Consider the following 25,281-nt stretch of genomic DNA (forward strand, 5'->3'; position numbering starts at 1 on the left):
CAGGCTAAAAAGCGGAGCTTACGGGTTGTAAGTGAGCACTTTTAGCCTGATTTCAACAACGCGATGGCCACGCAGGTAGTTTTTAGAGGTGCCCACGTGGATTCCGTAATTAAGAGTGTTGGGGCGGCCGTGCCGCTCCAAAGGGGGATAGAATGCTGGACTGGTTGAAAAGCAATGCAACAGCGGCGCGTGACAAACTCGCCTCTGAGGTCTCGAAGTACAAGAACCGCGAATTCCTTGATGCGGTTGTGTCGGGATGTGCGCTGGTCGCGGCTGCTGATGGTGATATCAGCTCCGCCGAGAAGCAGAAGATGGCGGGTTTCATCCAGAACTCCCAGGAACTCAAAGCCTTTGACATGAAAGATGTCATCAAGGCCTTCCAGGATGCTTGCTCCAAGTTCGAATTCGATGTCGAGATCGGTCGTGCCGAAGCACTCAAGACCATTGGCAAGATCAAGAACAAGGAAGATGCTGCGCGTCTGTTGATTCGCGTCTGCTGCGCCATTGGTGGTGCCGACGGCAGTTTCGAAGAAAGCGAGCGCCAGGTGTGCCGGATCATTTGTCGCGAACTGGGCCTGAACCCGGCCGACTTCGATCTGTAATCTATATCCCTCGAGGTACTCTGTTAAATGGAAAGCAGCACTGCTATCGGCTTCCCGCCCCTGACAATGACCGTATTTATCGGTCTTGCCGTTGGCGCGATGATCATCGACCTCTTTTCGCACCGCGGCAACAAGCCGATCACCCTGACCCAGGCCTCCCTGTGGTCGATCTTCTGGGTCGCCATCTCGGTGGCGTTCGGCGTGTTCCTGTACTTCCAGCACGGCTCAGAAGTTTCGACCCTGTTCTTTACCGGCTATGCGCTGGAAAAAGTCCTCAGTGTCGACAACCTGTTTGTGTTCATGGCCCTGTTCGCCTGGTTCAAGATTCCCGATGGCCTGCGTCATCGTGTTCTGTACTGGGGCATCATGGGCGCCATTGTGTTCCGCGGCATCTTCGTGGCCATCGGTACCGGCCTGCTGGCCCTGGGCCCATGGGTCGAAGTGGTGTTTGCGATCATCGTTGCCTGGACCGCAATCATGATGTTGCGTGCCGGCGATGACGACGACGAAGAGATCGACTACTCGCAGCACATGGCTTACCGCTTCGCCAAGAAACTGTTCCCGGTCTGGCCAAAGCTGCACGGCCACAACTTCTTCGTGCGCCGTTCGGTACTCGAAGAAGAGATCAAGAAGCCTGAAAACGCCGGTATCACTCTGGCGGCCAAAGGTGCTCTGTTTGCAACCCCACTGTTTCTGTGTGTGGTTGTGGCCGAGATCTCCGACGTGCTGTTCGCTTTCGACTCGGTACCGGCGATCATCGCTGTCAGCCGTGAGCCGCTGATCGTCTACTCGGCGATGCTGTTCGCAATCCTGGGCCTGCGTACCCTGTACTTCGTCCTCGAAGCACTCAAGCGCTACCTGGTGCACCTGGAAAAAGCAGTTATTGCGTTGCTGTTCTTCATCGCCTTCAAACTGGGTCTGAACGCAACCGATCACATCTTCGGCCACGGCTACGGCATCAGCCCGAACACCAGCCTGATCGTCGTCATGGTTGTACTGGCCATCGGTATTCTGGCCAGCGTACTGTTCCCGGCCAAAGACGAAGAACCGGCTGCAAAAGCGTAAATACTGGAAAAAGGAGATTACCCAATCATGGCTTTGACTCTGCAAAAAGGTGGCAACCTTTCGCTGTCCAAGACTGACCCGAGCCTGACCAATGTGTTGATCGGCCTGGGCTGGGATCCACGCGCCACCGACGGTCAGGAGTTCGATCTGGACGCCAGTGCTTTTCTGATCGGCGCCAGTGGCAAGGTCCGCAGTGAAGCGGATTTCATTTTCTACAACCAGCTCAAGAGCGCTGATGGCTCCGTCGAGCACACCGGTGACAACCGTACCGGTGCCGGTGACGGCGACGACGAAGTGATCAAGGTCGACCTGAGCCGCGTACCGGCCGACGTCGAGAAAGTCGTGTTCGTGGTCACCATCCATGACGCCGATTCGCGCAAGCAGAACTTCGGTCAGGTGGGTGGTTCGTTCATTCGCGTGGTCAACGAGAAAAGCGGCAGCGAGATCGTACGTTACGACCTGGCTGAAGATGCCTCGACCGAAACCGCCATGCTGTTCGCCGAACTGTACCGCAACAATGGCGAGTGGAAATTCCGCGCTGTCGGCCAGGGTTATGCCGGTGGCCTGCGCGCTGTTGCCAACAATCTCGGCCTGAATTTCTGATTCAGGCTTTATCTGTATTCACTGGAGGAACACGCAAATGGCTGTAAGTCTGAGCAAAGGCGGCAACGTCTCTCTGTCCAAAGAAGCTCCTGGTCTGTCGGAAATCACTGTTGGCCTGGGCTGGGACCCTCGCGTGACTGACGGTACCGAGTTCGACCTCGACGCTTCGATCTTCGTCGTTGGTGAAAATGGCAAGGTGCTGAACGACAGCGGCTTCATTTTCTACAACAACAAGAAGTCGGCTGATGGCTCGGTCGAGCACTTGGGCGACAACCGCTCCGGCGCTGGCGAAGGCGACGACGAGTCGGTACTGGTCAAGCTGACCGGCCTGGCTGCCGACGTGAAGAAGCTGGTGTTCGCTGTGACCATCCACGACGCCGATGCACGCAAGCAGAGCTTCGGTCAGGTTTCCAACGCCTACATCCGCGTTGTGAACAAGGCTGACGGCAAGGAAATCGCCCGTTACGACCTGTCGGAAGATGCTTCCACCGAAACCGCGATGATCTTCGGTGAGCTGTATCGTCACAACGACGAGTTCAAGTTCAAGGCCATCGGCCAGGGCTTCGCCGGCGGCCTCAAGCCACTGGCTGAAGCTCATGGTGTATCGATCGGCTGATCCTGATCGGTAAACAAAAACCGCCATCTTCGATGGCGGTTTTTTTATTAGAGAATTCCTGCGCTTTTGGCCGCCTTCAGCCAGTCAGGAAACTCCTCCATCAGCAGGTCATAGAGTTTCTCTTCAGCAATCTCGTCCAGTCGGTCGAGGGCGAAGAAATTGCAGTTATCCACCACTCGGCCTTCCATGTCGTCGAGCTTCTCCAGAACCCCGTAACCATGCCCGCCCAGGCCGACAAACTGCCAGAAGATCGGTAGCCTGGCGGCTTCGCTCATCAGTTTGATGATCTCGCGGTTCTGCGATACGCCGCCATCGCTGATGAACAGGATATACACCGGGGTACGGTCGCCAGACTGCTTGTAGAAGTCGATCACCTGACGCATGACCTTGGGTTCGTTATTGACCCGTGAACCCAGTTCCCAGTCGCGCCAGCCGCCATGGTCGGTCTTGATGAAATCGCGGAAGTTGCTCAAGGTGACCGGCGTCAAGCGCATTGGCTTTGCGGCAAAGGCCCAGCAATCCAGCGCGCCGTCATCGTCAAAATGCACTGCCAGCGGCAACAGACGGTCAACGACTTCCTGGACATGGCCTCTGGAGTACTGGCCGTTCATGGAGCCGGAAGCATCCAGCACCAGCCCGACCCGGGCGCGGGTATCGGTCAACTGCGCCTTTTCCAGACTGACCTGGGCTTTCTTGGCCAGGCTGACCAGTTGTGGAGCCGCCTCGGCCACTTTCTTTTCCAGAGAAATTTTCGCGGCCGCCACGACAGGTGCCGGCGCCGGAGCAGGCTCATCGGCGACCTCGCCGCCAAAATGCACCACCAGGGCATCGAGCCCTGCGTTGTAGCCCTGCAGGTTGGAAGCCAGCCGCCACTCACCGTTCTTGCGATACAGGTCAATGACCATGATCGCTTTTTCGGCGTTGAAGCTGCTGCCGGAGAACTCGCCGCGGGCAACCTCGCGACCCGCCTGGCCGATACTGAAGTGGCTGGCGCGGATCTGCTGCATGGTGCCTGCACCATCGATCGAGGCGGTGAACACCAGCCGATCAATGCTGGCCGGCAGGCTGCTCAGGTTCAGGCGAAACTCATTGCCTTGCTGCTGGATGCTATTGCACGGGCTGGCCGGCTGATTGAAGAAGATCATGTAGCGATCATCTGACAGCTTGCCGTTGGCGTCGACGCCGAAGCACACATAGTCAATGACATGTGGCGAGTCGATGGCGAGGGTCAGGGTCAATGTCTGGCCCGAGATCAGGTTCGACAGCGGGACACGTTGTCCTTGGGAAATCAGCATGGCGCCTCCTGGAGTTTGACGTGGACGTTTGACTGCAGCGATCAGCGTTCGCTGCGGCCCACACTGCCAGCCGGCAGGGCCGCCAGCATGCGTCCGGCCAGGCGCGAGAAGGGCAGGCTCTGCAGCCAGACGGTGCCGGGACCGGTCAGGCGGGCGAAAAACACGCCTTCGCCACCGAACAGCATCGACTTGATACCGCCGACCATGCGGATGTCGTAATCGACGTTCTGGGTCATGGCTGCCAGGCAACCGGTGTCGACATCCAGCGATTCCCCAGGTGCCAGCTCGATACGCCTTACCGTACCGCCGGTATGCACGAACACCCAGCCGTCACCTTCGAGTTTCTGCAGGATGAAGCCTTCACCGCCGAACAGCCCGGTGAGGATCTTTTTCTGGAACTGGATGCCGATGGACACGCCCTTGGCCCCGGCCAGAAAGCTGTCTTTCTGGCACACCAGCTTGCCGCCGAAATCGCGCAGGTTGAGCGGCAGAATGGTGCCGGGGTAGGGTGCCGCGAAGGCCACCCGGCCTTTGCCTGCGCCCTGTTGCGAGAACACCGTGGTGAACAGGCTTTCGCCGGTGAGCATGCGCTTGCCGGCACCGAACAATGAACCGAGTAGCCCGGAGGACTGACTGCTGCCGTCGCCGAAGATGGTTTCCATCTGTACGTCGCAGGTCTTGTACATCATCGCCCCGGCTTCGGCCACGGCGCTTTCACCACGGTCCAGTTCAAGCTCGACGAACTGCGTCTCGCTGCCGTACAGCTTGAAGTCAACGCCCTCGGTCACTGCCAGGGCGCCATAACCACTGGAGGCGCCAGACGCCGGGCTGGCTGCCGCTGGAACCGGTTGGGCGGAGGGCTGTGCGGGCGGTGCACTGTGCGGCGGCACTGCAGTGGGCCGAGGCTGCAGCATGTCAGCAGTCGGGTCGGGGAAAGGCGTGATGCCGTCCTTTTTCACGGCACGCACCTGTGGCACCTGATAAATCGGCTGCCAATCGGCCATGCCTGCGGTCCAGCACCAGGCGCCTGGTGCTTCCCGGGCAATCAGTCGAGCCGCTGCGTCATCCATCGGGCCCAACTGCTTGCCCGCATTCACTACGAACCACTGTTGCATGGTGCTGACTCCTGCTATAGATGCGATGGCTGCCTTACAGGCTCAGACGCATGGACAGGTCCACCGCCTTGACATCCTTGGTCATCGAGCCGATAGAGATATAGTCCACCCCCGTTTCTGCAATCACCCGCAAGGTCTGCTCGCTGATGCCGCCGCTGGCTTCGAGCTTGGCGCGGCCATTGTTCAGGCGCACCGCTTCGCGCATGTCATCCAGGCTCAGCTCGTCGAGCATGATGATATCGGCGCCGGCGTCCAGCGCTTCGCGCAGCTCATCAAGGCTCTCGACTTCCACCTCGACCGGTTTGCCTGGCGCGATCTTGTGTGCGGCCGCAACGGCCTGAGGGATGCCGCCGCAGGCGGCGATGTGGTTTTCCTTGATCAGGAATGCATCGTAAAGGCCGATGCGGTGGTTATGGCAGCCACCGCAGGTAACTGCATATTTTTGTGCCAGACGCAGGCCCGGCAGGGTCTTGCGGGTGTCGAGCAATTGCACTTGGGTGCCGTTTACCAGGTCGGCGAAGAACCGCGCGCGGGTGGCGACACCGGACAACAGCTGCAGGAAGTTCAGCGCACTGCGTTCACCGGTGAGCAATGAACGGGCCGGCCCCTCAAGATGAAACAGAATCTGGTCAGCGTTGACCCGGTCACCGTCGGCAACTTGCCAGTGCACTGCAACCCGTGGATCAAGCTGGCGGAACACGGTATCGACCCAGGCCGTGCCGGATATCACCGCATTATCGCGAGAAATGATCGTGGCCTTGGCCAGACGGCTCTCCGGGATCAACTGGGCAGTGATGTCGCCGCTGCCGACATCCTCAAGCAACGCACGACGGACGTTGGCTTCGATTTCAGCGGTCAGGGCAGCAAGTCGTACATTCGGCATAGCGGGCTCCACTCACAAAGTCGGCCGAGTATAAGGCACGCCACTGCCGCTACCCACCCATGGCAGGCCTTGACCGGCGATTTTTTGCCGGGGCGGCGCATGACAGTTGGTCGGTTTCAGGGCGCTGTTTGCGACAGATCAGCAAATTTGTGGTCTACGGGGGGAGGCAGGGATTCCCCTATGGAATTGCGAACGGATCTTGCAAGATAATCACGACTTGTAATTGACGTCATGAGATTGACATTGGTTGTGGGTTTGAGCTGCCAAGGCCGAGCGCAGTCGTTTCACACAGCCTCTGCGGGTGTAACGCCAGCAGTTTCCAGGTGCACCCGAGAGCCAATTCCTGTCAGGAGATACAATGCAAAGCGACGAAAAGGTTGTGCCACTGAGCAAAGCGGTGCCGTTGCAGGCGACCCAGACGCCATTGGCTCGCTTGCCTGTCGTGTTGTTGCAGGTGCGCGACAAGGCTGCGCAGCAGCTCAAGGACGCCTTGCAGAGGCTGTTTGACAATGCTGACGACACCCTCTTCGAGATGGCTGATCGGGCGCGTAACAACAGCGAGCAGAACCACTTCTTCGAGGCCATGCGTGATCTGCGCCTCAAGCGCAAGAGCATCGAGCGAACCTTCGTCGACAAGTTCTACGAAGCGTTTCTGGTTCTGGGCCAGTACCAGGTCGCCGAGCCTGTGCTGCCGGGGCCAGTGGTCTTCGACAAGCTGGAACTGGTCAATAATGACGATCTGGAGCGCACCGTGGCGGTTGATGCCATGGTGACCAAGGTCATGAGCCGCGACAGCCTGGCCCTTGGTCAGTTGACCGCGCGCCTGAACCAGTTGGTCCCCCAGCCCATCACCGACCAGAGCAATCCGCTGGGGCCTATGCTGCTGTGCGATTTCTTTCTGCAATCGGCGCGCAGCTTCGGGGTGGAAATTCGGGTCAAGCTGATCATCCTCAAGCTGTTCGAGAGATACGTTCTGGCCGATGCCGATCAGCTGTACGCAGAAGCCAACCAGTTGTTGATCGCCACGGGCATCCTGCCTGACATGAAAGCCCTGCCGGCGCGGCGCATGACCGATCGCGGGCAGCGCGAGCAGCGTACTGCGCGGCTGGAAGATCCGGCGCTGGTTCAGGCTACCGAGAAGCTCGACAAAGGCGTTCAGGAAGTCTTCGAGGCAATGCAGGAACTGCTGGCGCATCTGCGTGGCAGCCTGGCACCTCGGCATGATTCCAATGCCGAAATCCGGCCGATTTCCAGTCAGGACCTGCTGCGCCTGTTGTCGCACCTGCAGCAGTACGTACCGTCTGGCGAGGAGGTCGAAGACTTCGACCTGCGTCAGCAGCTTGAACAACTGCTGACCCGCGTCAGTGTGCGCAGCGGCAAGTCACGGATCGTCGGTGGCGGCGATGAAGACGTTATCAACCTGATCTCGATGCTGTTCGAATTCATCCTGGACGACCGTAATCTGCCGTCTTCGCTGCGTGCGCTGATCGGCCGGTTACAGATCCCGATGCTCAAGGTCGCGGTGCTCGACAAAAGCTTTTTCAGCCGTGGCAGCCATCCGGCGCGTCGTCTGCTCAACGAGATCGCGTCTGCCGCGCTGGGCTGGGGCGGGCGTGATGACTATCAGCGTGATTCGCTGTACCTGCGGGTCGAGCATATCGTCCAGCGGCTGCTCAATGACTTTGTCGACGACACGGCGATCTTCTCCGAGCTGTTGGCGGATTTCCTCGCCTTTACCAGTGATGAGCGGCGCCGCAGCGAGTTGCTTGAACAACGCACCCGCGATGCCGAAGAAGGCCGTTCGCGAGCTGAGTTGGCCCGTCAGCGTGTGCAGCAGGAGCTGAACCTTCGGCTGCTGGGCCGAACCCTGCCGCAGGTTGTTGTGCGCCTGCTTCAGGAAGCCTGGAGCAAGGTGCTGCTGCTGACCTGCCTCAAGCACGGTGAGGTCTCCCAGGAATGGCAGGCCGGCCTTGATGCCGTGGACGATCTGATCTGGAGCGTCGAGCCGCACGAGGAACCCGAGGCCCGCCAGCGTTTGCTTGAGCAGGTCCCGGGGCTGCTCAAGGTGTTGCGCGAAGGGCTGGCCAGTGCGGCCTTCGACCCTTTTGCCACCAGCGAATTTTTCAGCCAGCTGGAAGTGCTGCACATGCAGGCACTGCAGCGTCTGTCGCGGCATCAGCAGGGGGCGACCGAAGCGCCGCTGGCCACTGATGACGCTGCGCCGATGATCAATGTGGTCGAGGAAATCGTCCTCATTGCGCCGGAAGAACACCTGTTCAGCGAGCCGCTGCAGTCATTGCCCGTCGATGACGCCGGTCTGCTGCAGGTCAACCGGCTTAATGTCGGGATGTGGGTCGAGATTCAGGAGGATGAAGAGCACAAGTTGCGTTGCAAGCTGGCCGCCATCGTCGAGCCGGGTGGCCGCTATGTGTTCGTCAACCGCACTGGCATGAAGGTCCTGGAAAAGACCCGTATGGGCCTGGCGGTGGAGTTCCGCCGCGGCTCGGTGCGGGTGCTGGACGATTCCTTGTTGTTTGACCGTGCGCTGGCCTCGGTCATGGGCAACCTGCGCAGGGGCAAGGGCGCCTGAACACAAGTGGAGGGCGTTCTGCAACTGTCGCAAAACGCCTTGGCAAGGGCATACTGGCGGCTGTCCAAACGTCCATCAAGGAGTGTTCATGCAACTGGACTCCGCAAGCGGTTGGTGTCGCGGGATCAACCACTGCCCGTCGCCCAACTTCAATGCGCGGCCCGCAGGCGAAATCTCGCTGCTGGTAATCCACAATATCAGCCTGCCGCCCGCCTGTTTCAAGACCGGCCATGTCCAGGCCTTGTTCCAGAACCGTCTGGACCCAGGCGCGCATCCGTATTTCGAAGGCATTGCCGAACTGCGTGTTTCAGCGCACTTTCTCATCGAGCGTGATGGTGAAGTCAGCCAGTTCGTGTCTTGTCTGGAGCGTGCCTGGCACGCCGGAGTGTCAAGCTTCGAGGGGCGTGAGGGCTGTAATGACTTTTCCATCGGCATCGAGCTGGAAGGCACCGACGATCAGCCTTTCACCGATCTGCAATATACGGCGCTGGTCGAGCTGACCCGGCAACTGCGCCAGGCCTGGCCGGGCATCACCGTCGAGCGTATCTGCGGGCATAGTGATATCGCCCCGCAGCGCAAGACCGATCCGGGGCCGTGCTTCGACTGGGAGCGTTTTCGACAGGCTGTGCAGCAGGTGTGTGGGGGTAACGAATGAGTTTTCTGGTGTTGTTGCTGGCAATTGTGATCGAAAAATTTTCTGCTCTGCGCCGACAGGTCCAGCGTGACGATGCCTGGCTCAAGCAATTGGCACGGCTCGAAGCGGCGCCGCGTACCGCGCGGCAGCCCTGGCTGGTACTGGCGCTGGTCGTATTGCTGCCGGTGCTGGTGTTGCACCTGGCCATGCTGATCATTGGTTCGGTTGCCTACGGCTGGATGCTGTTGCCGGTGCACCTGCTGGTGTTGATCTACAGCCTGGGCCGCGGTGATGTGCTCGCCGCATTGGGGCCGTTTCGTGATGCATGCCGACGCGGTGATGTGCAGGCGGCGGTGCATGTCGCCGAACGGGATCTGCACGTCCAGGCCGACAATGAACAGCAACTGATCTTCGGTGTGCAGGCGCAACTGCTGTGGCAGGCCTACCAAGGCTTTTTCGCGGTAATTTTCTGGTATGCCCTGCTCGGTCCCGTGGCTGCGCTGGCGTATCGCTTGCTGGCGCTGAGCGCCGAGAAGGCCAGCAGCAAGCCAGTGGCTGAGCGTGCCGGGCAATTGTGCCATGCCTTCGACTGGATCCCGGTACGCCTGCTGGCGGCCAGCTTCGCGCTGGTCGGCAACTTTGCCGCCGTCAGCCGGGAACTGTTGCAGGAACTGCTGAACTGGAACATCAGCGCGGCGCGTCTGGTCGCCCGCATCGGCTGTGTGGCCAGTGAAGTACCGGCGCCGACTGTCGGGATCAGTGCGGTCAACAGCCTGGATCTGATCTGGGAGTTGCTGGTGCGCTCGGCCGTTGTCTGGTACGCAGGTTTTGCCCTGTGGACGCTGCTGTTCTGAGTCACTGCCGCGGTGTTTGAACCTGGCTGGCCCAGCCCAGTATCTGCATGGCATTGGCGGTGCTGGCCTGGGCCAGTTGCTCGGCGCTGATGCCTATCAGCTCTGCCAGCGCCCGGCAGATATCGGGCAGGTATTGCGGGCTGTTACGCTGATGCGCATGCATGGCCGGCGCCATGTCCGGTGCGTCGGTCTCCAGCACCAGGCTGTCGAGCGGTAGCTGCGGCAGCACCCGATGCATGCGCAGCGCCTGCGGCCAGGTGGCGGCGCCGCCCAGGCCCAGCTTGTAACCCAGCCTGATGTACTCCCGGGCTTGTTCGATACTGCCGGCGAAGGCGTGCACGATACCGCTGCGTTTGAGTTTGTAGCGCTTGAGGGTGGCGATTACTTCGGCATGGCTGCGGCGCACGTGCAGCAGCACCGGCAGATCAACATCCGCAGCCAGGCCCAGTTGCGCTTCGAATAGCGCTTGCTGACGCTGACGATCAAGCTCGGGCAAAAAGAAGTCCAGGCCGATTTCACCCACCGCGCACAACTGCCCATGGCCTTTGAGGCGCGTCAGCCAGTCGCCCAGCTCGTTGAGGTGTTGCGGCCGGTGTTCGTCGAGATACACCGGATGCAGGCCAAAGGCCGCGTACAGCGCCGGATTGGCTAGGCACAGTTCCCACAGCCGCTGCCAATTGCGTTGATAGACCCCAAGCACCACCATGCGCTGCACGCCTAGACTCAGGCTGTGGCGCAGCACCGCCGCGCGGTCGGCGTCAAACTCTGGAAAGTCCAGATGGGTGTGGGTATCGATCAACTGCACGCTCAGACCTCGCCAATCCGCTGCTTGAACGTGCGCGGTATGGCGTGTACGCCGGGCTGGTAGTGTTCCTGCTCGATGGCGCTCAGGGCCAGTTCCAGCGCCTTGTCGGCGATCAACTGGTGTTGCTGAGCCATGGCGTTGACCGGCAGCGGCAGGAAATCCAGCAACTGGGTGTCGCCAAAGGTGCCCAGATGCGGTGTCGCATGGCGCGGCAGGGCATCAAATACCCCTTGCAACAGCACGTAGGAGGTGGTCACCAGCGCGTCAGGCAGGTGTCCGAGGCGTTGCAGCAGTTCCTCGGTCAGGCGTTGTCCGCAGGCGCGGCTAAACGCATCACCCTGTTCAATGATGACCTGGCCGCTGAAGCCTTCCAGCGCCTGACTGAAACCGGCCGCCCGTTCGCGGCTGACGCTCAGTTCCGGGCGTGCGCCGATCAGGGCGATGTGCTGCGGGCGGGTCTTGAGCAGGCTTTGGGTCAGTTGCTGGCTGGCTTGCTGGTCATCGCTGACCACTGAGCAGAACAGCTCACGGTCCATCTCGCGGTCGATGGCAATGATCGGTATGCCCTGGCTTTGCAACTGGCGGTAGCTATCATCACTGGCCGGCAAGCCGCTGGCGACCAGCAGCGCGTCGCAGCGGCGGGCGCGGAACAATTGCAGCAATTGCAGCTCACTGAGCGGGTCATCGTCGGAGCTGGCGACCAGTAACTGGTAGCCACGGGCGCGGGCACCTTGTTCCAGCAGCTTGGCAATGCGTGCGTAGCTGGGGTTTTCCAGGTCCGGAAGGATGAAGCCCAGGGTGCGACTGTGCCGGCTGCGCAAGCCTGCCGCCTGGGGGTTGGGGCGAAAGTCGTGTTGTTCGACCACCGCCCGCACTCGCTCCACAGTGGCCGGGCTGATGCGTTGTTGCTCAGCCTTGCCGTTGATCACATAGCTGGCGGTCGTGACTGAAACCCCTGCCAGACGCGCGATATCACTAAGTTTCACCGAAGATTCCTTTGTCTTGGTTGCCTCATGGCCGCAGGGATTCTCTCCCAAGCGGCGTGATCTTTACAGCAGACCATGGGTGACGACGAATGCTCGAACTATTTGACGAGCGTCGCAGCGAATCGGCCCGGTGGGCTTCAACCTGTGCAAAGAATCGAGTAATGTGCCGCATAAGTTTAGATTAAACGTTTCAGCAGGCAAGTTTTTACGTTAATCACTTATCGCTGAAACTGTCAGGCGGACGGTGAATCTGTTCTCTACGCTGTCGGTATTTGTGCAACAGAATTTCTAAAACAAGAATCAAGCGGCGTATTGGCGCCAAACAGGAGTCAGGCATGCTCGAACTCGCTCTGGAGCAGATTTCCATGGCCCAGGTGGCAGCGGACAAATCCGCAGCCCTGCAACTGTTGGCCGATCATCTGGTGGCTGACGGTCTGGTTGCCCCTGGGTATCTTCAAGGCTTGCAAGATCGCGAGCAACAGGGCTCGACCTTTCTGGGGCAGGGTATTGCCATCCCTCACGGCACCCCGCAGACCCGTGATCAGGTGCACACCACCGGGGTGCGTCTGATGCAGTTTCCCGAGGGGGTGGACTGGGGCGATGGGCAGATCGTCTATCTGGCGATCGGTATCGCGGCCACCTCCGATGAGCACCTGCGCCTGCTGCAATTATTGACCCGGGCGCTGGGCGAAGATGATCTGGGACCGTCATTGTGTGCCGCCAGAACGCCAGAGGATCTGCTCAAGCTATTGCAAGGCGCCCCGCAGGAACTGGCCCTGGATGCGCAGATGATCAGCCTGGGCCTGTCGGTGGAGGATTTCGAAGAGCTGGTCTGGCGGGGCGCGCGGTTATTGCGCAAGGCCGATTGTGTCAATAACGGTTTTGCCGCAATCCTGCAGCAGGTCGAAGCCCTGCCACTGGGTGACGGCCTGTGGTGGTTGCACAGTGAGCAGACCGTCAAGCGTCCGGGGCTGGCGTTTGTAACCCCGGACAAGCCTCTGCGCTACCTGGGCCAGCCGTTGACTGGCTTGTTCTGTCTGGCCAGCCTGGGCGAGGCGCACCAGGCGCTGCTTGAGCGTCTATGTGCCTTGCTGATTGAGGGCCGTGGCCAGGAACTGGGCCAGGCCACCAATAGCCGCACGGTGTTGCAGGCGCTGGGGGGGCAGGTGCCGCCCGAGTGGCCTGCTGCACAGATCGTTCTGGCCAACGCCCACGGTCTGCATGCCCGGCCAGCCAAAGCGTTGGCGCAACTGGCCAAGGGCTTTGATGGCGAGATTCGCGTGCGGGTACTGGAAAGTGCCGAAACCGCGGTGTCGGCGAAGAGCCTCAGCAAGCTGCTGAGCCTGGGGGCCCGCCGTGGCCAGACCCTGGAGTTCGTGGCTGAGCCGAGTATTGCCAGCGATGCCTTACCGGCGTTGCTGGCGGCTGTGGAGCAGGGCTTGGGCGAGCAGGTCGAGCCGCTGGCTGCCGTACCTGCAGCTGCGCCCGTGTTGCAGGCGGCTACGCCTCTTAGCGTAGCGGCGCCGTCGGCCGGTGCCGTGATCGCTGCGGTGGCGGCGTCACCGGGCATTGCCTTGGGGCCGGCCCATGTGCAGGTAACGCCGACCTTCGACTACCCGCAGCAAGGCCAATCGCCGGCTGCCGAGCGCGAGCGTCTGCACAACGCCCTGGCTCAGGTGCGCGACGAGCTCGGCCAACTGATTCAGCGCAGCCAGGCCAAGGCGATCAGCGAGATTTTTGTTACCCATCAGGAAATGCTCGACGACCCGGAACTGAGCGCCGAGGTATTGCGATGCCTGGACAGCGGTGCCAGCGCCGCCGCCGCCTGGGATGGCGTTATCGAGTCGGCGGCCTCGCGCCAGGAAGCACTCAATGACGCCCTGCTCGCCGAGCGGGCTGCTGACCTGCGCGACGTCGGTCGGCGGGTGCTTGGCCATCTGTGCGGTGTGCGGCAGGTCGCCGAACCGCAGCAACCTTATGTGCTGGTGATTGATGAGGTTGGCCCGTCCGATGTGGCGCGCCTCGACCCGCAACGGGTAGCCGGCATTCTTACCGCACGCGGTGGCGCCACGGCGCATAGCGCGATTGTCGCTCGTGCGCTGGGCATTACCGCGCTGGTGGGCGCCGGTGAGCAGGTGCTGTTGATCGAGCCGGGCACGCCGTTGCTGCTCGATGCGCAACGTGGCCGCCTGACCGTGGCACCGGATCAGGCTGTGGTGCAGCGCGCCCTTGATGAGCGTGACGCCCGCGAGCAGCGCCTCAAGGCTGCCTTCGCTGCACGCTTTGAGCCGGCCCAGACCCGCGACGGTCATCGGGTTGAGGTCTGTGCGAACATCGGCGACAGCAGCGGCACACCGGCAGCCGTGGAGCAGGGTGCTGAGGGTATTGGCCTGTTGCGTACCGAGCTGTTGTTCATGGCTCATGACCAGGCGCCGGACGAAGCGACCCAAGAACTCGAATACCGGCGGGTGCTGGATGATCTGGGCGGCCGTGCGCTGGTGGTGCGCACGCTGGATGTTGGCGGCGACAAACCGCTGCCGTACTGGCCCATCGACAAGGAAGAGAACCCGTTCCTCGGCGTGCGCGGCATCCGTTTGACCTTGCAGCGCCCGCAGATCATGGAGGCGCAATTGCGTGCCCTGCTGCGCGCTGCCGATAACCGTGCGCTGCGGATCATGTTCCCGATGGTCGGCAGTGTCGAAGAATGGCGTCAGGGCCGCGACATGGTTGAGCGCCTGCGCCGCGAGATTCCGGTCAGCGATCTGCAAGTGGGCATCATGGTCGAGGTGCCATCTGCCGCCCTGCTGGCCCCGGTACTGGCCCAGGAGGTGGACTTCTTCAGCGTAGGCACTAATGACCTGACCCAGTACGCGCTGGCCATCGACCGGGGTCACCCGACGTTGTCAGCCCAGGCCGACGGCCTGCACCCGGCGGTCCTGCAATTGATCGACATGACCGTCAAGGCGGCGCATGCCCAAGGCAAGTGGGTCGGCGTGTGTGGCGAGCTGGCCGCCGATCCGCTGGCCGTGCCGGTGCTGGTCGGTCTTGGGGTGGATGAGCTGAGCGTTGCGGCGCGCAGCATTGCCGAGGTCAAGGCCTGCGTGCGCGAACTCAGCCTGTCGAGCGCTCAGGCACTGGCCCGGGAGGCGCTGAAAGCCAGCAGCGCCACACACGTGCGTACACTGGTGGAGGCTCTCTGAATGGCGCGGATTCTGACCGTTACTCTCAATCCGGCACTGGACCTGACCGTCCAGCTGGGGCAACTGCGTATCGGCGAGGTCAATCGCAGCGAGGCGATGCACACCCATGCGGCGGGCAAAGGGCTCAACGTCGCCCAGGTGTTGGCTGATCTGGGCCATCAGCTGACCGTGTCGGGGTTTCTTGGCCTGGATAACCCTCAGGCGTTTGATCGATTGTTCGAGCAACGCGGCTTTGTCGATGCGTTTGTCCGGGTGCCGGGCGAGACGCGCAGCAATCTCAAGCTGGCCGAAGCCGATGGGCGAATCACCGATATCAACGGGCCGGGTCTTGAGGTCGGTAGCGAGGCGCAGCATGCGCTGTTTGAGCGTATCGAGCGGATCGCCAGACAGTTCGACGCGGTGGTGGTGGCCGGCAGCCTGCCGCGCGGCGTAACGCCACAGTGGTTGCAACGCTTGCTGGGCATGCTCAACAAGCAGGGTGTCAAAGTGGCCCTCGACACCAGTGGCGAGGCGCTGCGCGCCGGTCTGCAAGCTGCGCCGTGGCTGATCAAGCCCAACACCGAAGAGCTGGCCCAGGTGCTTGCTGTGCCGCTTGACTCCGTTGCCGCGCAGACGGCGGCGGCCCGCGAGCTGCAGCGCCACGGTATCGAGCATGTGGTGATTTCCCAGGGTGGCGAGGGGCTGTGCTGGTTCCGCGCTGGCGCAGCGCTGCATGCGCGACCGCCCAAGGTTCGTGTGGCCAGTACGGTGGGGGCCGGTGACTCATTGCTGGCGGGGCTGTTACACGGCCTGCTAAATGGCCATGAGCCGCAACAGGCGCTGCGCACCGCCACGGCAGTCGCGGCGTTGGCGGTGACCCAGATCGGGTTCGGCATCAGCGATGCCGCACAACTTGAATCGTTGGCGAGCGGCGTGACCGTGCGCAGCCTGAGCGAAGAATAACAAGAGGAAAGGGTAATGAAATTAGCCATAGTCACGGCCTGCCCCAACGGCAAGATCAGCAGCGTACTCAGCGCCCGCTTGCTGGACGCGGCAGCCCAGCGCCTGGGTTGGTCGACCTGCGTCGAGGTGGTCGACCCGCACAAGCCGCAGCGTTGTCTGTCGGCGCAAGACATCGAGCAGGCCGATCTGGTGGTTGCCGTGTACACCGGCCCTCTGGATCTGAGCCGGTTTGCCGGCAAACGCTTATACCAGGCTGCGCCCGCTCAGGCGTTGCAGGATGCCGAAGGGTTTCTCAAGGGCGCCGCCGCGCAGGCACAACCTTTCCAGCCGGCGAGCAGCCCGGCGGCGGCCGTGCAGTCAGCCGCGCAGGGCGCGCGTATTGTGGCCATCACCGCCTGCCCGACCGGCGTGGCGCACACCTTCATGGCCGCCGAGGCCTTGCAACAGGCTGCCAAACGCCTGAACCACGAGCTGCAAGTGGAAACCCAGGGGTCGGTCGGTGCCCGTACCCCATTGAGCGCCGAGGCCATTGAGCAGGCCGATGTGGTGCTGCTGGCCACCGATATTGAAGTGGCCACCGAGCGCTTCGCCGGCAAGCGGATCTACCGCTGCGGTACCGGTATCGCCCTGAAGCAACCTGAAGCGATCCTCGGCAAAGCATTGAGCGAGGCAGTGGTCGAAACCCACGGTAAAGCCAGCGCGGCAGCGACCAAGAGCGAGGGCAATGGCGTCTATAAACACCTGCTGACGGGTGTGTCGTTCATGCTGCCGATGGTGGTGGCCGGCGGCTTGTTGATTGCCTTGTCGTTTGTGTTCGGCATCGAAGCGTTCAAGGAGCAGGGCACTCTGGCGGCGGCCCTGATGCAGATTGGCGGTGAGGCGGCGTTCAAACTGATGGTGCCGCTGCTGGCCGGTTACATCGCCTGGTCCATCGCCGACCGGCCGGGGCTGGCGCCGGGGATGATCGGCGGCTTGCTGGCCAGTACCCTCGGTGCGGGCTTCATTGGCGGGATCGTCGCCGGTTTTCTGGCCGGCTACAGCGCGCAGCTGATCAACCGTTATGCGCGTTTGCCGGCCAGCGTCGAAGCACTCAAACCGATTCTGATCATTCCGCTGCTGGCCAGCCTGTTTACCGGGCTGATGATGATCTACGTGGTGGGGCGGCCGGTGGCAGGGATGCTCAGTGCCTTGACCCAGTTTCTGGAAACCATGGGCACCGCCAACGCCATTTTGCTCGGTGTGGTGCTTGGCGCGATGATGTGCGTCGATCTGGGCGGGCCGATCAACAAGGCGTCTTATGCGTTCTCGGTCGGCTTGCTGGCATCGCAGAGCTACGCGCCCATGGCGGCGGCGATGGCGGCCGGTATGGTACCGCCGATCGGCATGGGCATCGCCAGCCTGCTTGCGCGGCGCAAGTTTGCCCAGAGTGAACGAGAGGCCGGCAAGGCGTCTTTCGTGCTGGGCCTGTGTTTCATTTCCGAGGGCGCGATCCCGTTTGCCGCCAAAGACCCGTTGCGGGTCATTCCGGCAAGCATCGCCGGGGGCGCACTGACCGGCGCCCTGTCGATGTATTTTGGCTGCAAGCTGATGGCGCCGCATGGCGGCCTGTTCGTGATGCTGATCCCCAACGCGATCAACCATGCCTTGCTGTACCTGCTGGCCATCGTTGCCGGCAGCCTGCTGACCGGTGTGCTCTACGCCATGCTTAAACGCCCGGATGTGGTCGAGTTGCGAGTGGCGCCGCAGAGCTGAGTTGCCGTGGCAATACAGGCGTCAGTCGTGTCGCAGGCTGGCGCCTGCTTCTGTAAAACCCTGTCACATATGATGTCGTACTTGGCTTATCATTAGTCACCTAACGACGGGACGGGGTGTGGGGCATGCTGGCAATTTTTCTTGAAACACTCAATGTCACCGCCCCGGTGTTTGCGATGCTGTTCATGGGCGTGTTTCTCAAGCGTATCGGCGCCATTAATGACGGCTTCATCGTTACCGCTTCGTCGCTGGTGTTCAATGTCACCATGCCGGCGTTGCTGTTCATGGGCATTGTCCATGCTGATCTGAGCACCGCCCTGCAGCCTGACCTGCTGATCTTTTTCACGCTCTCGACCCTGTTGAGCTTCGCCCTGCTGTGGGGCTGGGCGATCTGGCGCATTCCGTTCGAAGACCGCGGCGTCTACGTGCAAGGCGCATTCCGTGGCAATAACGGCGTGGTCGGCCTGGCGCTGGCGGCGAGCATGTACGGTAGCCATGGCATCTCGGTCGGGGCGATCCTCGCGGCGATGGTCATCCTCTATTACAACGCGCTGTCGACCATGATCCTGGCGGTGTATAGCCCGGTGATCAAATCCGACCCGTGGAGCGTGATCAAGAGCGTGTTGTCCAACCCGCTGATCATCAGCGTAATCGTCGCTTCGCCGTTCGCCTACTACGGTGTGCGCCTGCCGACCTGGTTCGAAACCTCGGCCAACTATCTGGCGCAGATGACCCTGCCGCTGGCGCTGATCTGTATCGGTGGCACCCTGTCGCTGGCCTCGCTGCGCAAGAGCGGCAAAATGGCGGTTGGCGCGAGCCTGATGAAAATGGTCTGGCTGCCGCTGATCTGTACCCTGGCGGCCTGGGCTTATGGTTTCCGGGGCGCAGAGCTGGGCATTCTGTTCCTGTACTTCGCCAGCCCGACCGCAGCGTCGAGCTACATCATGGCCCGCTCGGCCAATGGCAACTACGAGTTGGCGGCAGCGATCATTGTGCTGACCACCCTGGCGGCCGCAGTGACCACCAACATCGGAATCTTCCTGTTGCAGTGGGGTGGCTGGATCTAGGCAGTTGCAGGCGGGGAGCGCCTGCGCTGCTATCGGTGTTGGCGCCACCAACTGCGCAGCATGCCGAGCAAGACCAGAGCGGTCAGTGTCGGCAGCACGAAGCGTAGCATCAGGCTTTCCAGGCGTTCGGCCTGCAGCGAGCCGGTGCTGAAGCCGATGATGTCCAGCCCGTACAGCGCGTAGAGCGCCAGCAGCAGCAGGCCTTTGAGGCGGTCTATACGCAGCCCGGAATGCAACAGCGGCAGGCACAGTACCGTCACACCGAGCATGATCGGCAGGTCGTAGACCAGTGAGTTGGGCGAGACTGACAGCGGCTGTGGAGCGACCAGCGTGGTCAGGCCCAATACGCCGAGCAGGTTGAACAGGCTGCTGCCGATCACGTTGCCTACGGCGATGTCGCGTTCGCCGCGCAGGGCTGCGATCAACGAGGTGAGCAGCGCCGGGATCGAGGTGGCGACCGCCATCAGGGTCAAACCGATGATGCGCTCTGACAGGCCCAGGTGAATGGCGATCACCACGGTCGCCTCGACCAGCATATGGCCACCGCTGACCAGCGCCGTCAGGCCGGCGGCCAGCATCAGCAAGTGCTTGGCTGCCTGTGGCCGACGGCTCAACTGTTCGGTGCTCTGGTAATGCCCGTGTCGTGCGCCGTGGCTGGCCTGACGCAGGATGATCAACAGGCAGGCGGCAAGGCCCAGCAGCAGTATCACGCCGTCCAGCGTACTGATTTCACCGTTGCGTGCCAGTACGAACAGCAGCACGCAGGCGCCAATCAGCAAGGGTATATCGATACGCACCACCTGCAATGGCACACGCAAGGGGATGATCAGTGCACACAATCCCAGCGTGACCAGCATATTGAAGATATGCCCGCCGACCACGCTGCCCACCGCGATATCCGGGCTTGCCGTCAAGGCCGCCTGCAAGCCCACCGACAGCTGTGGTGCGCTGCTGCCCAGGGCCACGACGGTCAGGCCGATGATCAGCGCACGCACCTGTAACAGGGCGGCCAGGCCGACAGCGGCGCGTACCGACAAACCGGCACCGATCAATAGCAACAGCAGGCCGCTGGCCAATTGCAGCAGCAGTTGGGGGGGCAGAGCAATCAGATAGCTAATGGCAAGGCCCTCATTCCAGGCTCTGGATACGGACTTTGGCGGTTCCGCTGCGCAGCATGCCCAGTTGCTCGGCGGCTTCGCGGGACACATCGATCAGCCGGCCGCGGGTGTGCGGGCCACGGTCATTGATCCGCAGCACGACACTGCGTTCGTTGTTGAGGTTGGTGACTTTGACCCGGGTGCCGAAGGGTAACTGGCGATGCGCGGCGGTCAGGGCATGCTGGTCGAACGGCTCGCCGCTGGCGGTGCGCTTGCCATGGTGGGCGTTGCCGTAATAGGACGCGGTACCGATCTGGTCGTAACCGTGCGGGTCAATGGTGTGGCTGGCGCAGCCAGCCAGCAGGGAAAGCAGGGAACAGGCAATGAGCAATCGGCGCATGGAGATTATCCTTCTCGGGTTATTACGCCAGGCATGAGCCTGTATGGGCTGCAACAGATCACCCGTCTTGCAGGAGCGGCCGGGCGGCGATCCGCTTTAGCTGCGAAACCTTCGCGGCTAAATCCTTCGCGGCTAAAGCCGCTCCTACAGGGGGCGACCTTGAATCAGCCTTCCAGTTTGGTCTTAAGCAGTTCGTTGACCTGTTGCGGGTTGGCTTTGCCTTTGGAGACTTTCATCGCCTGGCCAACGAAGAAGCCGAACATCTTGCCGCGCTTGGCCTCGTCGGCGGCGCGGTACTGCTCGACCTGTTCGGCGTTAGCGGCAAGCATCTCGTCGAGCATCGCCTCGATCGCGCCGCTGTCGGTTACCTGCTTCAGGCCGCGCTTGTCGATGACTTCATCGGCGCTGCCTTCACCATTGGCCATCGCTTCGAAGACCATCTTGGCGATCTTGCCGGAAATGGTGTTGTCGCGAATGCGCAGCAGCATGCCACCCAGTTGCTCGGCACTGACCGGCGACGCTTCGATTTCCAGGCCTTGCTTGTTGAGCAGGCTGCCCAGCTCGACCATGACCCAGTTGGCCGCCAGCTTGGCGTCACCGCTGATGCTGACCACCTGCTCGAAGTAATCGGCCTGCTCGCGGCTGCTGGCCAGTACGCTGGCATCGTAGCTGGACAGGCCGAACTGGCTCTGGAAGCGCTCGCGCTTTTGTTGCGGCAGCTCGGGCAGGGTGGCGCGGGTGGCTTCGATGAACGAGTCTTCGATAATCACCGGCAGCAGGTCCGGGTCGGGGAAGTAACGGTAGTCGTTGGCTTCCTCCTTGCTGCGCATGGCACGGGTTTCGTCCTTGTTCGGATCGTACAGGCGAGTTTGCTGCACGACCTTGCCGCCGTCTTCGATCAGGTCGATCTGGCGCTGGATCTCGCTGTTGATGGCCTTTTCGATGAAGCGGAACGAGTTGACGTTCTTGATCTCGCAGCGGGTGCCGAACTCGACCTGGCCCTTTGGCCGGATCGAGACGTTGCAGTCGCAGCGCAGCGAGCCTTCGGCCATGTTGCCGTCGCAGATGCCCAGGTAGCGCACCAGCGCATGAATGGCGCGCACATAGGCGACCGCTTCCTTGGCGCTGCGCATGTCAGGCTCGGAAACGATTTCCAACAGGGGCGTGCCGGCGCGGTTCAGGTCGATGCCGCTCATGCCGCTGAAATCTTCGTGCAGGCTCTTGCCAGCGTCTTCTTCCAGGTGCGCCCGGGTAATGCCGACGCGCTTGACCGTGCCGTCTTCCAGAGTGATGTCCAGGTGGCCCTTGCCGACCACCGGCAGTTCCATCTGGCTGATCTGGTAGCCCTTGGGCAGGTCAGGGTAGAAGTAGTTCTTGCGCGCGAACACGTTGTGCTGGCCGATCTCGGCATCGACCGCCAGGCCGAACTTCACCGCCATGCGCACGGCTTCTTTATTGAGCACCGGCAGCACGCCCGGCATGCCCAGATCAACCAGGCTGGCCTGGGTGTTGGGCTCGGAGCCGAACGTGGTGGCACTGCCGGAGAAAATCTTCGATTGGGTCAAAAGCTGGGTGTGGATTTCCAGCCCGATGACGACTTCCCATTGCATGTGATCTTCTCCTTAGAAGCCTTCAGGGGCGCGGGTGTGCCAGTCAGTGTTTAGCTGATACTGGTGCGCGATGTTCAGCAGGCGACCTTCCTGGAAGTAAGGAGCGAGCAATTGCACGCCGACCGGCAGGCCGTCGACGAACCCGGCCGGCATCGACAGGCCTGGCAGGCCGGCGAGGTTGGCGGTGATGGTGTACACGTCTTCCAGATACGCGGCGACCGGGTCGCTGCTCTTGGTGCCGAGCTTCCAGGCCGGGTTCGGCGTGGTCGGGCCGAGGATTACGTCGACCTCGGCAAAGGCGTTCATGAAGTCGTTCTTGATCAGCCGGCGGATCTTCTGTGCCTTGAGGTAATAGGCATCGTAGTAACCGGCCGACAGCGCATAGGCACCGACCATGATGCGGCGCTGCACCTCAGGGCCGAAACCTTCGCCACGCGAACGCTTGTACAGGTCGGTGAGGTCTTTGGGCTCTTCGCAGCGATGGCCGAAGCGCACGCCGTCGAAACGCGACAGGTTCGAGGATGCCTCGGCCGGCGCGATGACGTAATAGGCCGGGATGCCGTGCTGCAGATTCGGCAGGCTGATTGGCTTGACCACGGCGCCGAGCTTTTCCAGCTCCTTGACGCTGTCTTGCACCAGTTGCGCAATGCGCGGGTCCAGGCCAGCACCGAAGTACTCTTTCGGCAGGCCGATGCGCAGCCCCTTGAGCGAGTCGTTCAGGGTCGCGCTGTAGTCCGGCACCGGTTCATCGATGCTGGTGGAGTCTTTCGCGTCGAAGCCGGCCATGCCTTGCAGCAGCAGGGCGCAGTCTTCAGCGGTGCGGGCCAGCGGGCCGCCCTGGTCGAGGCTCGATGCGTAGGCAATCATGCCCCAGCGCGAAACACGACCGTAGGTCGGTTTCAGGCCGGTGAGGTTGGTCAGCGCAGCAGGCTGACGAATCGAGCCGCCGGTGTCGGTGCCGGTGGTCGCGGGCAGCAGGCGCGCGGCAACCGCCGCTGCGGAGCCGCCGGACGAACCGCCGGGTACGTGCTCAAGGCTCCAGGGGTTTTTCACCGCACCGTAGTAGCTCGACTCGTTGGCCGAACCCATGGCGAATTCGTCCATGTTGGTTTTGCCCAGCGTCACGGTGCCGGCTTTGGCGAGCTTTTCCACAACCGTGGCGTCGTACGGCGCCCGGAAGTTGTCGAGCATGCGCGAGCCACAACTGGTGCGCACACCCTGGGTGCAGAACAGGTCCTTGTGTGCCAGCGGGGCACCGAGCAGTGCGCCGGTTTCGCCGGCAGCACGCCGGGCATCGGCGGCCTGGGCCTGGGTGATGGCCAGGTCTTCGGTGACGGTAATGAAGCTGTTGATCTGCGGGTCGAGCTTATTGATGCGCTCGAGCAGGTTGCGGGTCAGCTCTTCAGAGGAGAATTTCTTGTCGGCGAGTCCGCGGGCGATCTCGGCCAGAGTCATTTGATGCATGCAGGCGCTTTCCCTTACTCGATGACTTTCGGTACCAGATACAGGCCTTGCTCGACCGCTGGGGCGATGGCCTGGTATTCGTCGCGATGATTCTGTTCGGTGACGGCGTCTTCGCGCAGGCGCTGCGAGGCTTCCAGAGGGTGCGCCAGCGGTTCGATGCCGTTGGTGTCGACCGCTTGCATCTGGTCGACCAGGCCGAGAATGCTGTTCAGTGCTTCGGTGGTGCGTGGCAAGTCGGCATCGTCAAGGCCCAGGCGGGCCAGATGGGCGATCTTTTCCACGTCGCTGCGTTCGAGCGCCATGAGAATTCTCCAGTGGGGTGCGAAGGATCAGGGTCCATGCACTGATTGCGGAACACAACGGCGATTTTGCGGTCCTAGAACCTCAAACGCGCAGGGTCGTGCTCGGAAAAACAGCCAATTTAACATATTGGCTCCTTGCCCAAAATCCCTGTCGTTGTTAGAGTTTGCCGCACTTTTTTACCCACGCGTTCCCTAGGGTCCCCTTCCCATGTTCAAGAAACTGCGTGGCATGTTTTCCAGTGATCTTTCTATCGACCTGGGCACTGCCAACACCCTTATTTACGTGCGTGAGCGCGGTATTGTCCTGAATGAACCCTCGGTTGTTGCCATCCGCACCCACGGCAACCAGAAGAGCGTCGTCGCTGTAGGTACCGAAGCCAAGCGCATGCTGGGCCGTACTCCAGGCAACATTGCTGCCATTCGTCCGATGAAAGATGGTGTGATCGCCGATTTCAGCGTCTGCGAAAAGATGCTGCAGTACTTCATCAACAAGGTTCATGAAAACAGCTTTCTGCAGCCAAGCCCGCGCGTGTTGATTTGCGTTCCGTGCAAGTCCACCCAGGTTGAGCGCCGCGCCATCCGTGAATCGGCACTCGGTGCCGGTGCCCGTGAAGTGTTCCTGATCGAAGAGCCGATGGCCGCTGCCATCGGTGCCGGCCTGCCGGTTGAAGAAGCCCGCGGCTCGATGGTCGTCGACATCGGTGGTGGTACCACCGAAATCGCCCTGATCTCGCTCAACGGCGTGGTCTATGCCGAATCCGTACGGGTTGGCGGTGACCGTTTCGACGAGGCCATCGTGACTTACGTGCGCCGTAACTACGGCAGCCTGATCGGCGAATCCACTGCCGAGCGTATCAAGCAGGAAATCGGCACCGCGTTCCCGGGTGGCGAAGTCCGTGAAGTTGACGTTCGTGGCCGTAACCTGGCCGAGGGCGTGCCGCGTGCCTTTACCCTGAACTCCAACGAAGTGCTTGAAGCCCTGCAGGAGTCGCTGGCGACCATCGTTCAGGCGGTCAAGAGCGCGCTGGAGCAATCGCCACCTGAGCTGGCTTCGGACATCGCCGAGCGCGGCCTGGTGCTGACCGGTGGTGGCGCCCTGCTGCGCGACCTCGACAAGTTGCTGGCCCAGGAAACCGGCCTGCCGGTAATCGTTGCCGAAGACCCGCTGACCTGTGTGGCTCGTGGCGGTGGCCGCGCGCTGGAAATGATGGACAAGCACTCCATGGACCTGCTCTCCAGCGAGTGATTCGTCGGACGTGCGCCAGCCACTTTTTGGTGAGGGGGTGCTTACAAAGTCGGCGAACCAAGGCAATACAAGGCGAAATTGGCCGAAAAAGCGGAGTTTACTGTAGTAAATGAGCATTTTGAGGTCGATTTCAACGCAGTATCGCCGAGTGCA

General features: G+C 61.6%; 22 protein-coding genes. 12 read left to right on the plus strand and 10 right to left on the minus strand.

Going from position 1 to position 25,281, the window contains the following annotated elements; genetic code table 11:
- The first annotated feature begins 152 nt into the window (after window positions 1-152).
- Genes PSCI_RS14010 through PSCI_RS14025 form a run of 4 tightly spaced genes read left to right on the plus strand, consistent with a single transcriptional unit; the run spans window position 153 to window position 2,886 of the window.
- Window positions 153-602 (plus strand): tellurite resistance TerB family protein, encoded by a 450-nt coding sequence (locus PSCI_RS14010; RefSeq protein ID WP_045487784.1) that lies wholly within the window; start codon window positions 153-155, stop codon window positions 600-602.
- Between the two features lie 27 nt (window positions 603-629).
- Window positions 630-1,667, plus strand: coding sequence for a TerC/Alx family metal homeostasis membrane protein (locus tag PSCI_RS14015; protein WP_045487787.1), 1,038 nt, complete (start codon window positions 630-632; stop codon window positions 1,665-1,667).
- A gap of 27 nt (window positions 1,668-1,694) precedes the next feature.
- Entirely contained in the window at window positions 1,695-2,270 is a 576-nt protein-coding gene (locus PSCI_RS14020) for a TerD family protein (protein WP_045487790.1), read from the plus strand.
- A gap of 37 nt (window positions 2,271-2,307) precedes the next feature.
- On the plus strand, window positions 2,308-2,886 hold the full coding sequence (locus PSCI_RS14025) for a TerD family protein (protein ID WP_045487792.1): 579 nt from the start codon (window positions 2,308-2,310) through the stop codon (window positions 2,884-2,886).
- A gap of 47 nt (window positions 2,887-2,933) precedes the next feature.
- On the opposite strand, the gene PSCI_RS14030 is transcribed toward PSCI_RS14025, so the two are convergent.
- Genes PSCI_RS14030 through nadC form a run of 3 tightly spaced genes read right to left on the minus strand, consistent with a single transcriptional unit; the run spans window position 2,934 to window position 6,179 of the window.
- A complete protein-coding gene (locus PSCI_RS14030) occupies window positions 2,934-4,181 on the minus strand; it encodes a VWA domain-containing protein (protein ID WP_045487795.1) in 1,248 nt (415 codons plus the stop codon).
- A gap of 41 nt (window positions 4,182-4,222) precedes the next feature.
- Window positions 4,223-5,296 carry a TIGR00266 family protein gene (locus PSCI_RS14035; RefSeq protein ID WP_045487798.1) on the minus strand — a complete coding sequence of 358 codons (1,074 nt, stop codon included), beginning with the start codon at window positions 5,294-5,296 and terminating at the stop codon, window positions 4,223-4,225.
- A 34-nt stretch (window positions 5,297-5,330) separates the two neighbouring features.
- Window positions 5,331-6,179, minus strand: coding sequence for a carboxylating nicotinate-nucleotide diphosphorylase (nadC, locus tag PSCI_RS14040; protein ID WP_045487801.1), 849 nt, complete (start codon window positions 6,177-6,179; stop codon window positions 5,331-5,333).
- Window positions 6,180-6,537: 358 nt separating this feature from the next.
- Here nadC and PSCI_RS14045 point away from each other — a divergent pair, with 358 nt between their 5' ends.
- The 3 genes from PSCI_RS14045 to ampE all read left to right on the plus strand — a co-directional run bounded on the left by PSCI_RS14045 (window position 6,538) and on the right by ampE (window position 10,257).
- Window positions 6,538-8,769, plus strand: coding sequence for a DUF1631 domain-containing protein (locus tag PSCI_RS14045; RefSeq protein ID WP_045487808.1), 2,232 nt, complete (start codon window positions 6,538-6,540; stop codon window positions 8,767-8,769).
- Window positions 8,770-8,857: 88 nt separating this feature from the next.
- Entirely contained in the window at window positions 8,858-9,424 is a 567-nt protein-coding gene (gene ampD, locus PSCI_RS14050; RefSeq protein WP_045487811.1) for a 1,6-anhydro-N-acetylmuramyl-L-alanine amidase AmpD, read from the plus strand.
- Complete coding sequence (gene ampE / locus PSCI_RS14055) at window positions 9,421-10,257, plus strand: regulatory signaling modulator protein AmpE (protein WP_045487813.1); 837 nt, start codon at window positions 9,421-9,423, stop codon at window positions 10,255-10,257. Before ampD ends, ampE begins: the two co-directional genes overlap by 4 nt.
- Window position 10,258: 1 nt before the next feature.
- On the opposite strand, the gene PSCI_RS14060 is transcribed toward ampE, so the two are convergent.
- Complete coding sequence (locus PSCI_RS14060) at window positions 10,259-11,068, minus strand: TatD family hydrolase (protein WP_045487815.1); 810 nt, start codon at window positions 11,066-11,068, stop codon at window positions 10,259-10,261.
- A complete protein-coding gene (gene cra, locus PSCI_RS14065; protein WP_045487817.1) occupies window positions 11,065-12,048 on the minus strand; it encodes a catabolite repressor/activator in 984 nt (327 codons plus the stop codon). The genes PSCI_RS14060 and cra overlap by 4 nt, the downstream gene beginning before the upstream one ends.
- 335 nt (window positions 12,049-12,383) lie before the next feature.
- Here cra and ptsP point away from each other — a divergent pair, with 335 nt between their 5' ends.
- The 4 genes from ptsP (at window position 12,384) to PSCI_RS14085 (ending at window position 19,009) form a co-directional block, all read left to right on the plus strand.
- On the plus strand, window positions 12,384-15,248 hold the full coding sequence (gene ptsP / locus PSCI_RS14070) for a phosphoenolpyruvate--protein phosphotransferase (RefSeq protein WP_045487819.1): 2,865 nt from the start codon (window positions 12,384-12,386) through the stop codon (window positions 15,246-15,248).
- On the plus strand, window positions 15,249-16,190 hold the full coding sequence (gene pfkB, locus PSCI_RS14075; RefSeq protein WP_045487822.1) for a 1-phosphofructokinase: 942 nt from the start codon (window positions 15,249-15,251) through the stop codon (window positions 16,188-16,190). It abuts the gene before it with no gap.
- Window positions 16,191-16,205: 15 nt separating this feature from the next.
- Complete coding sequence (locus PSCI_RS14080; protein WP_045487825.1) at window positions 16,206-17,942, plus strand: PTS fructose-like transporter subunit IIB; 1,737 nt, start codon at window positions 16,206-16,208, stop codon at window positions 17,940-17,942.
- A 125-nt stretch (window positions 17,943-18,067) separates the two neighbouring features.
- Window positions 18,068-19,009: an AEC family transporter gene (locus PSCI_RS14085; protein WP_045487827.1), complete on the plus strand. Its 942-nt coding sequence runs from the start codon at window positions 18,068-18,070 to the stop codon at window positions 19,007-19,009.
- 29 nt (window positions 19,010-19,038) lie between these two features.
- Here the strand turns inward: PSCI_RS14085 and PSCI_RS14090 are convergent, their stop codons facing one another.
- From PSCI_RS14090 to gatC, 5 genes are all read right to left on the minus strand, one after another.
- Complete coding sequence (locus PSCI_RS14090) at window positions 19,039-20,085, minus strand: calcium/sodium antiporter (RefSeq protein ID WP_045487830.1); 1,047 nt, start codon at window positions 20,083-20,085, stop codon at window positions 19,039-19,041.
- Between the two features lie 52 nt (window positions 20,086-20,137).
- Window positions 20,138-20,506 (minus strand): septal ring lytic transglycosylase RlpA family protein, encoded by a 369-nt coding sequence (locus PSCI_RS14095; protein WP_045487833.1) that lies wholly within the window; start codon window positions 20,504-20,506, stop codon window positions 20,138-20,140.
- A gap of 164 nt (window positions 20,507-20,670) precedes the next feature.
- On the minus strand, window positions 20,671-22,116 hold the full coding sequence (gene gatB / locus PSCI_RS14100; protein WP_045487836.1) for an Asp-tRNA(Asn)/Glu-tRNA(Gln) amidotransferase subunit GatB: 1,446 nt from the start codon (window positions 22,114-22,116) through the stop codon (window positions 20,671-20,673).
- 12 nt (window positions 22,117-22,128) lie between these two features.
- Window positions 22,129-23,580, minus strand: coding sequence for an Asp-tRNA(Asn)/Glu-tRNA(Gln) amidotransferase subunit GatA (gene gatA, locus PSCI_RS14105; protein ID WP_045487839.1), 1,452 nt, complete (start codon window positions 23,578-23,580; stop codon window positions 22,129-22,131).
- A 14-nt stretch (window positions 23,581-23,594) separates the two neighbouring features.
- On the minus strand, window positions 23,595-23,882 hold the full coding sequence (gatC, locus tag PSCI_RS14110) for an Asp-tRNA(Asn)/Glu-tRNA(Gln) amidotransferase subunit GatC (RefSeq protein WP_045487841.1): 288 nt from the start codon (window positions 23,880-23,882) through the stop codon (window positions 23,595-23,597).
- Between the two features lie 208 nt (window positions 23,883-24,090).
- Between gatC and mreB the strand changes: the two genes are divergently transcribed.
- Window positions 24,091-25,128: a rod shape-determining protein MreB gene (gene mreB, locus PSCI_RS14115; RefSeq protein WP_045487844.1), complete on the plus strand. Its 1,038-nt coding sequence runs from the start codon at window positions 24,091-24,093 to the stop codon at window positions 25,126-25,128.
- Window positions 25,129-25,281: the final 153 nt, after the last annotated feature.

Origin of the sequence: Pseudomonas sp. StFLB209, from assembly GCF_000829415.1 — a bacterium.
Taxonomy (GTDB): Bacteria; Pseudomonadota; Gammaproteobacteria; order Pseudomonadales; family Pseudomonadaceae; genus Aquipseudomonas.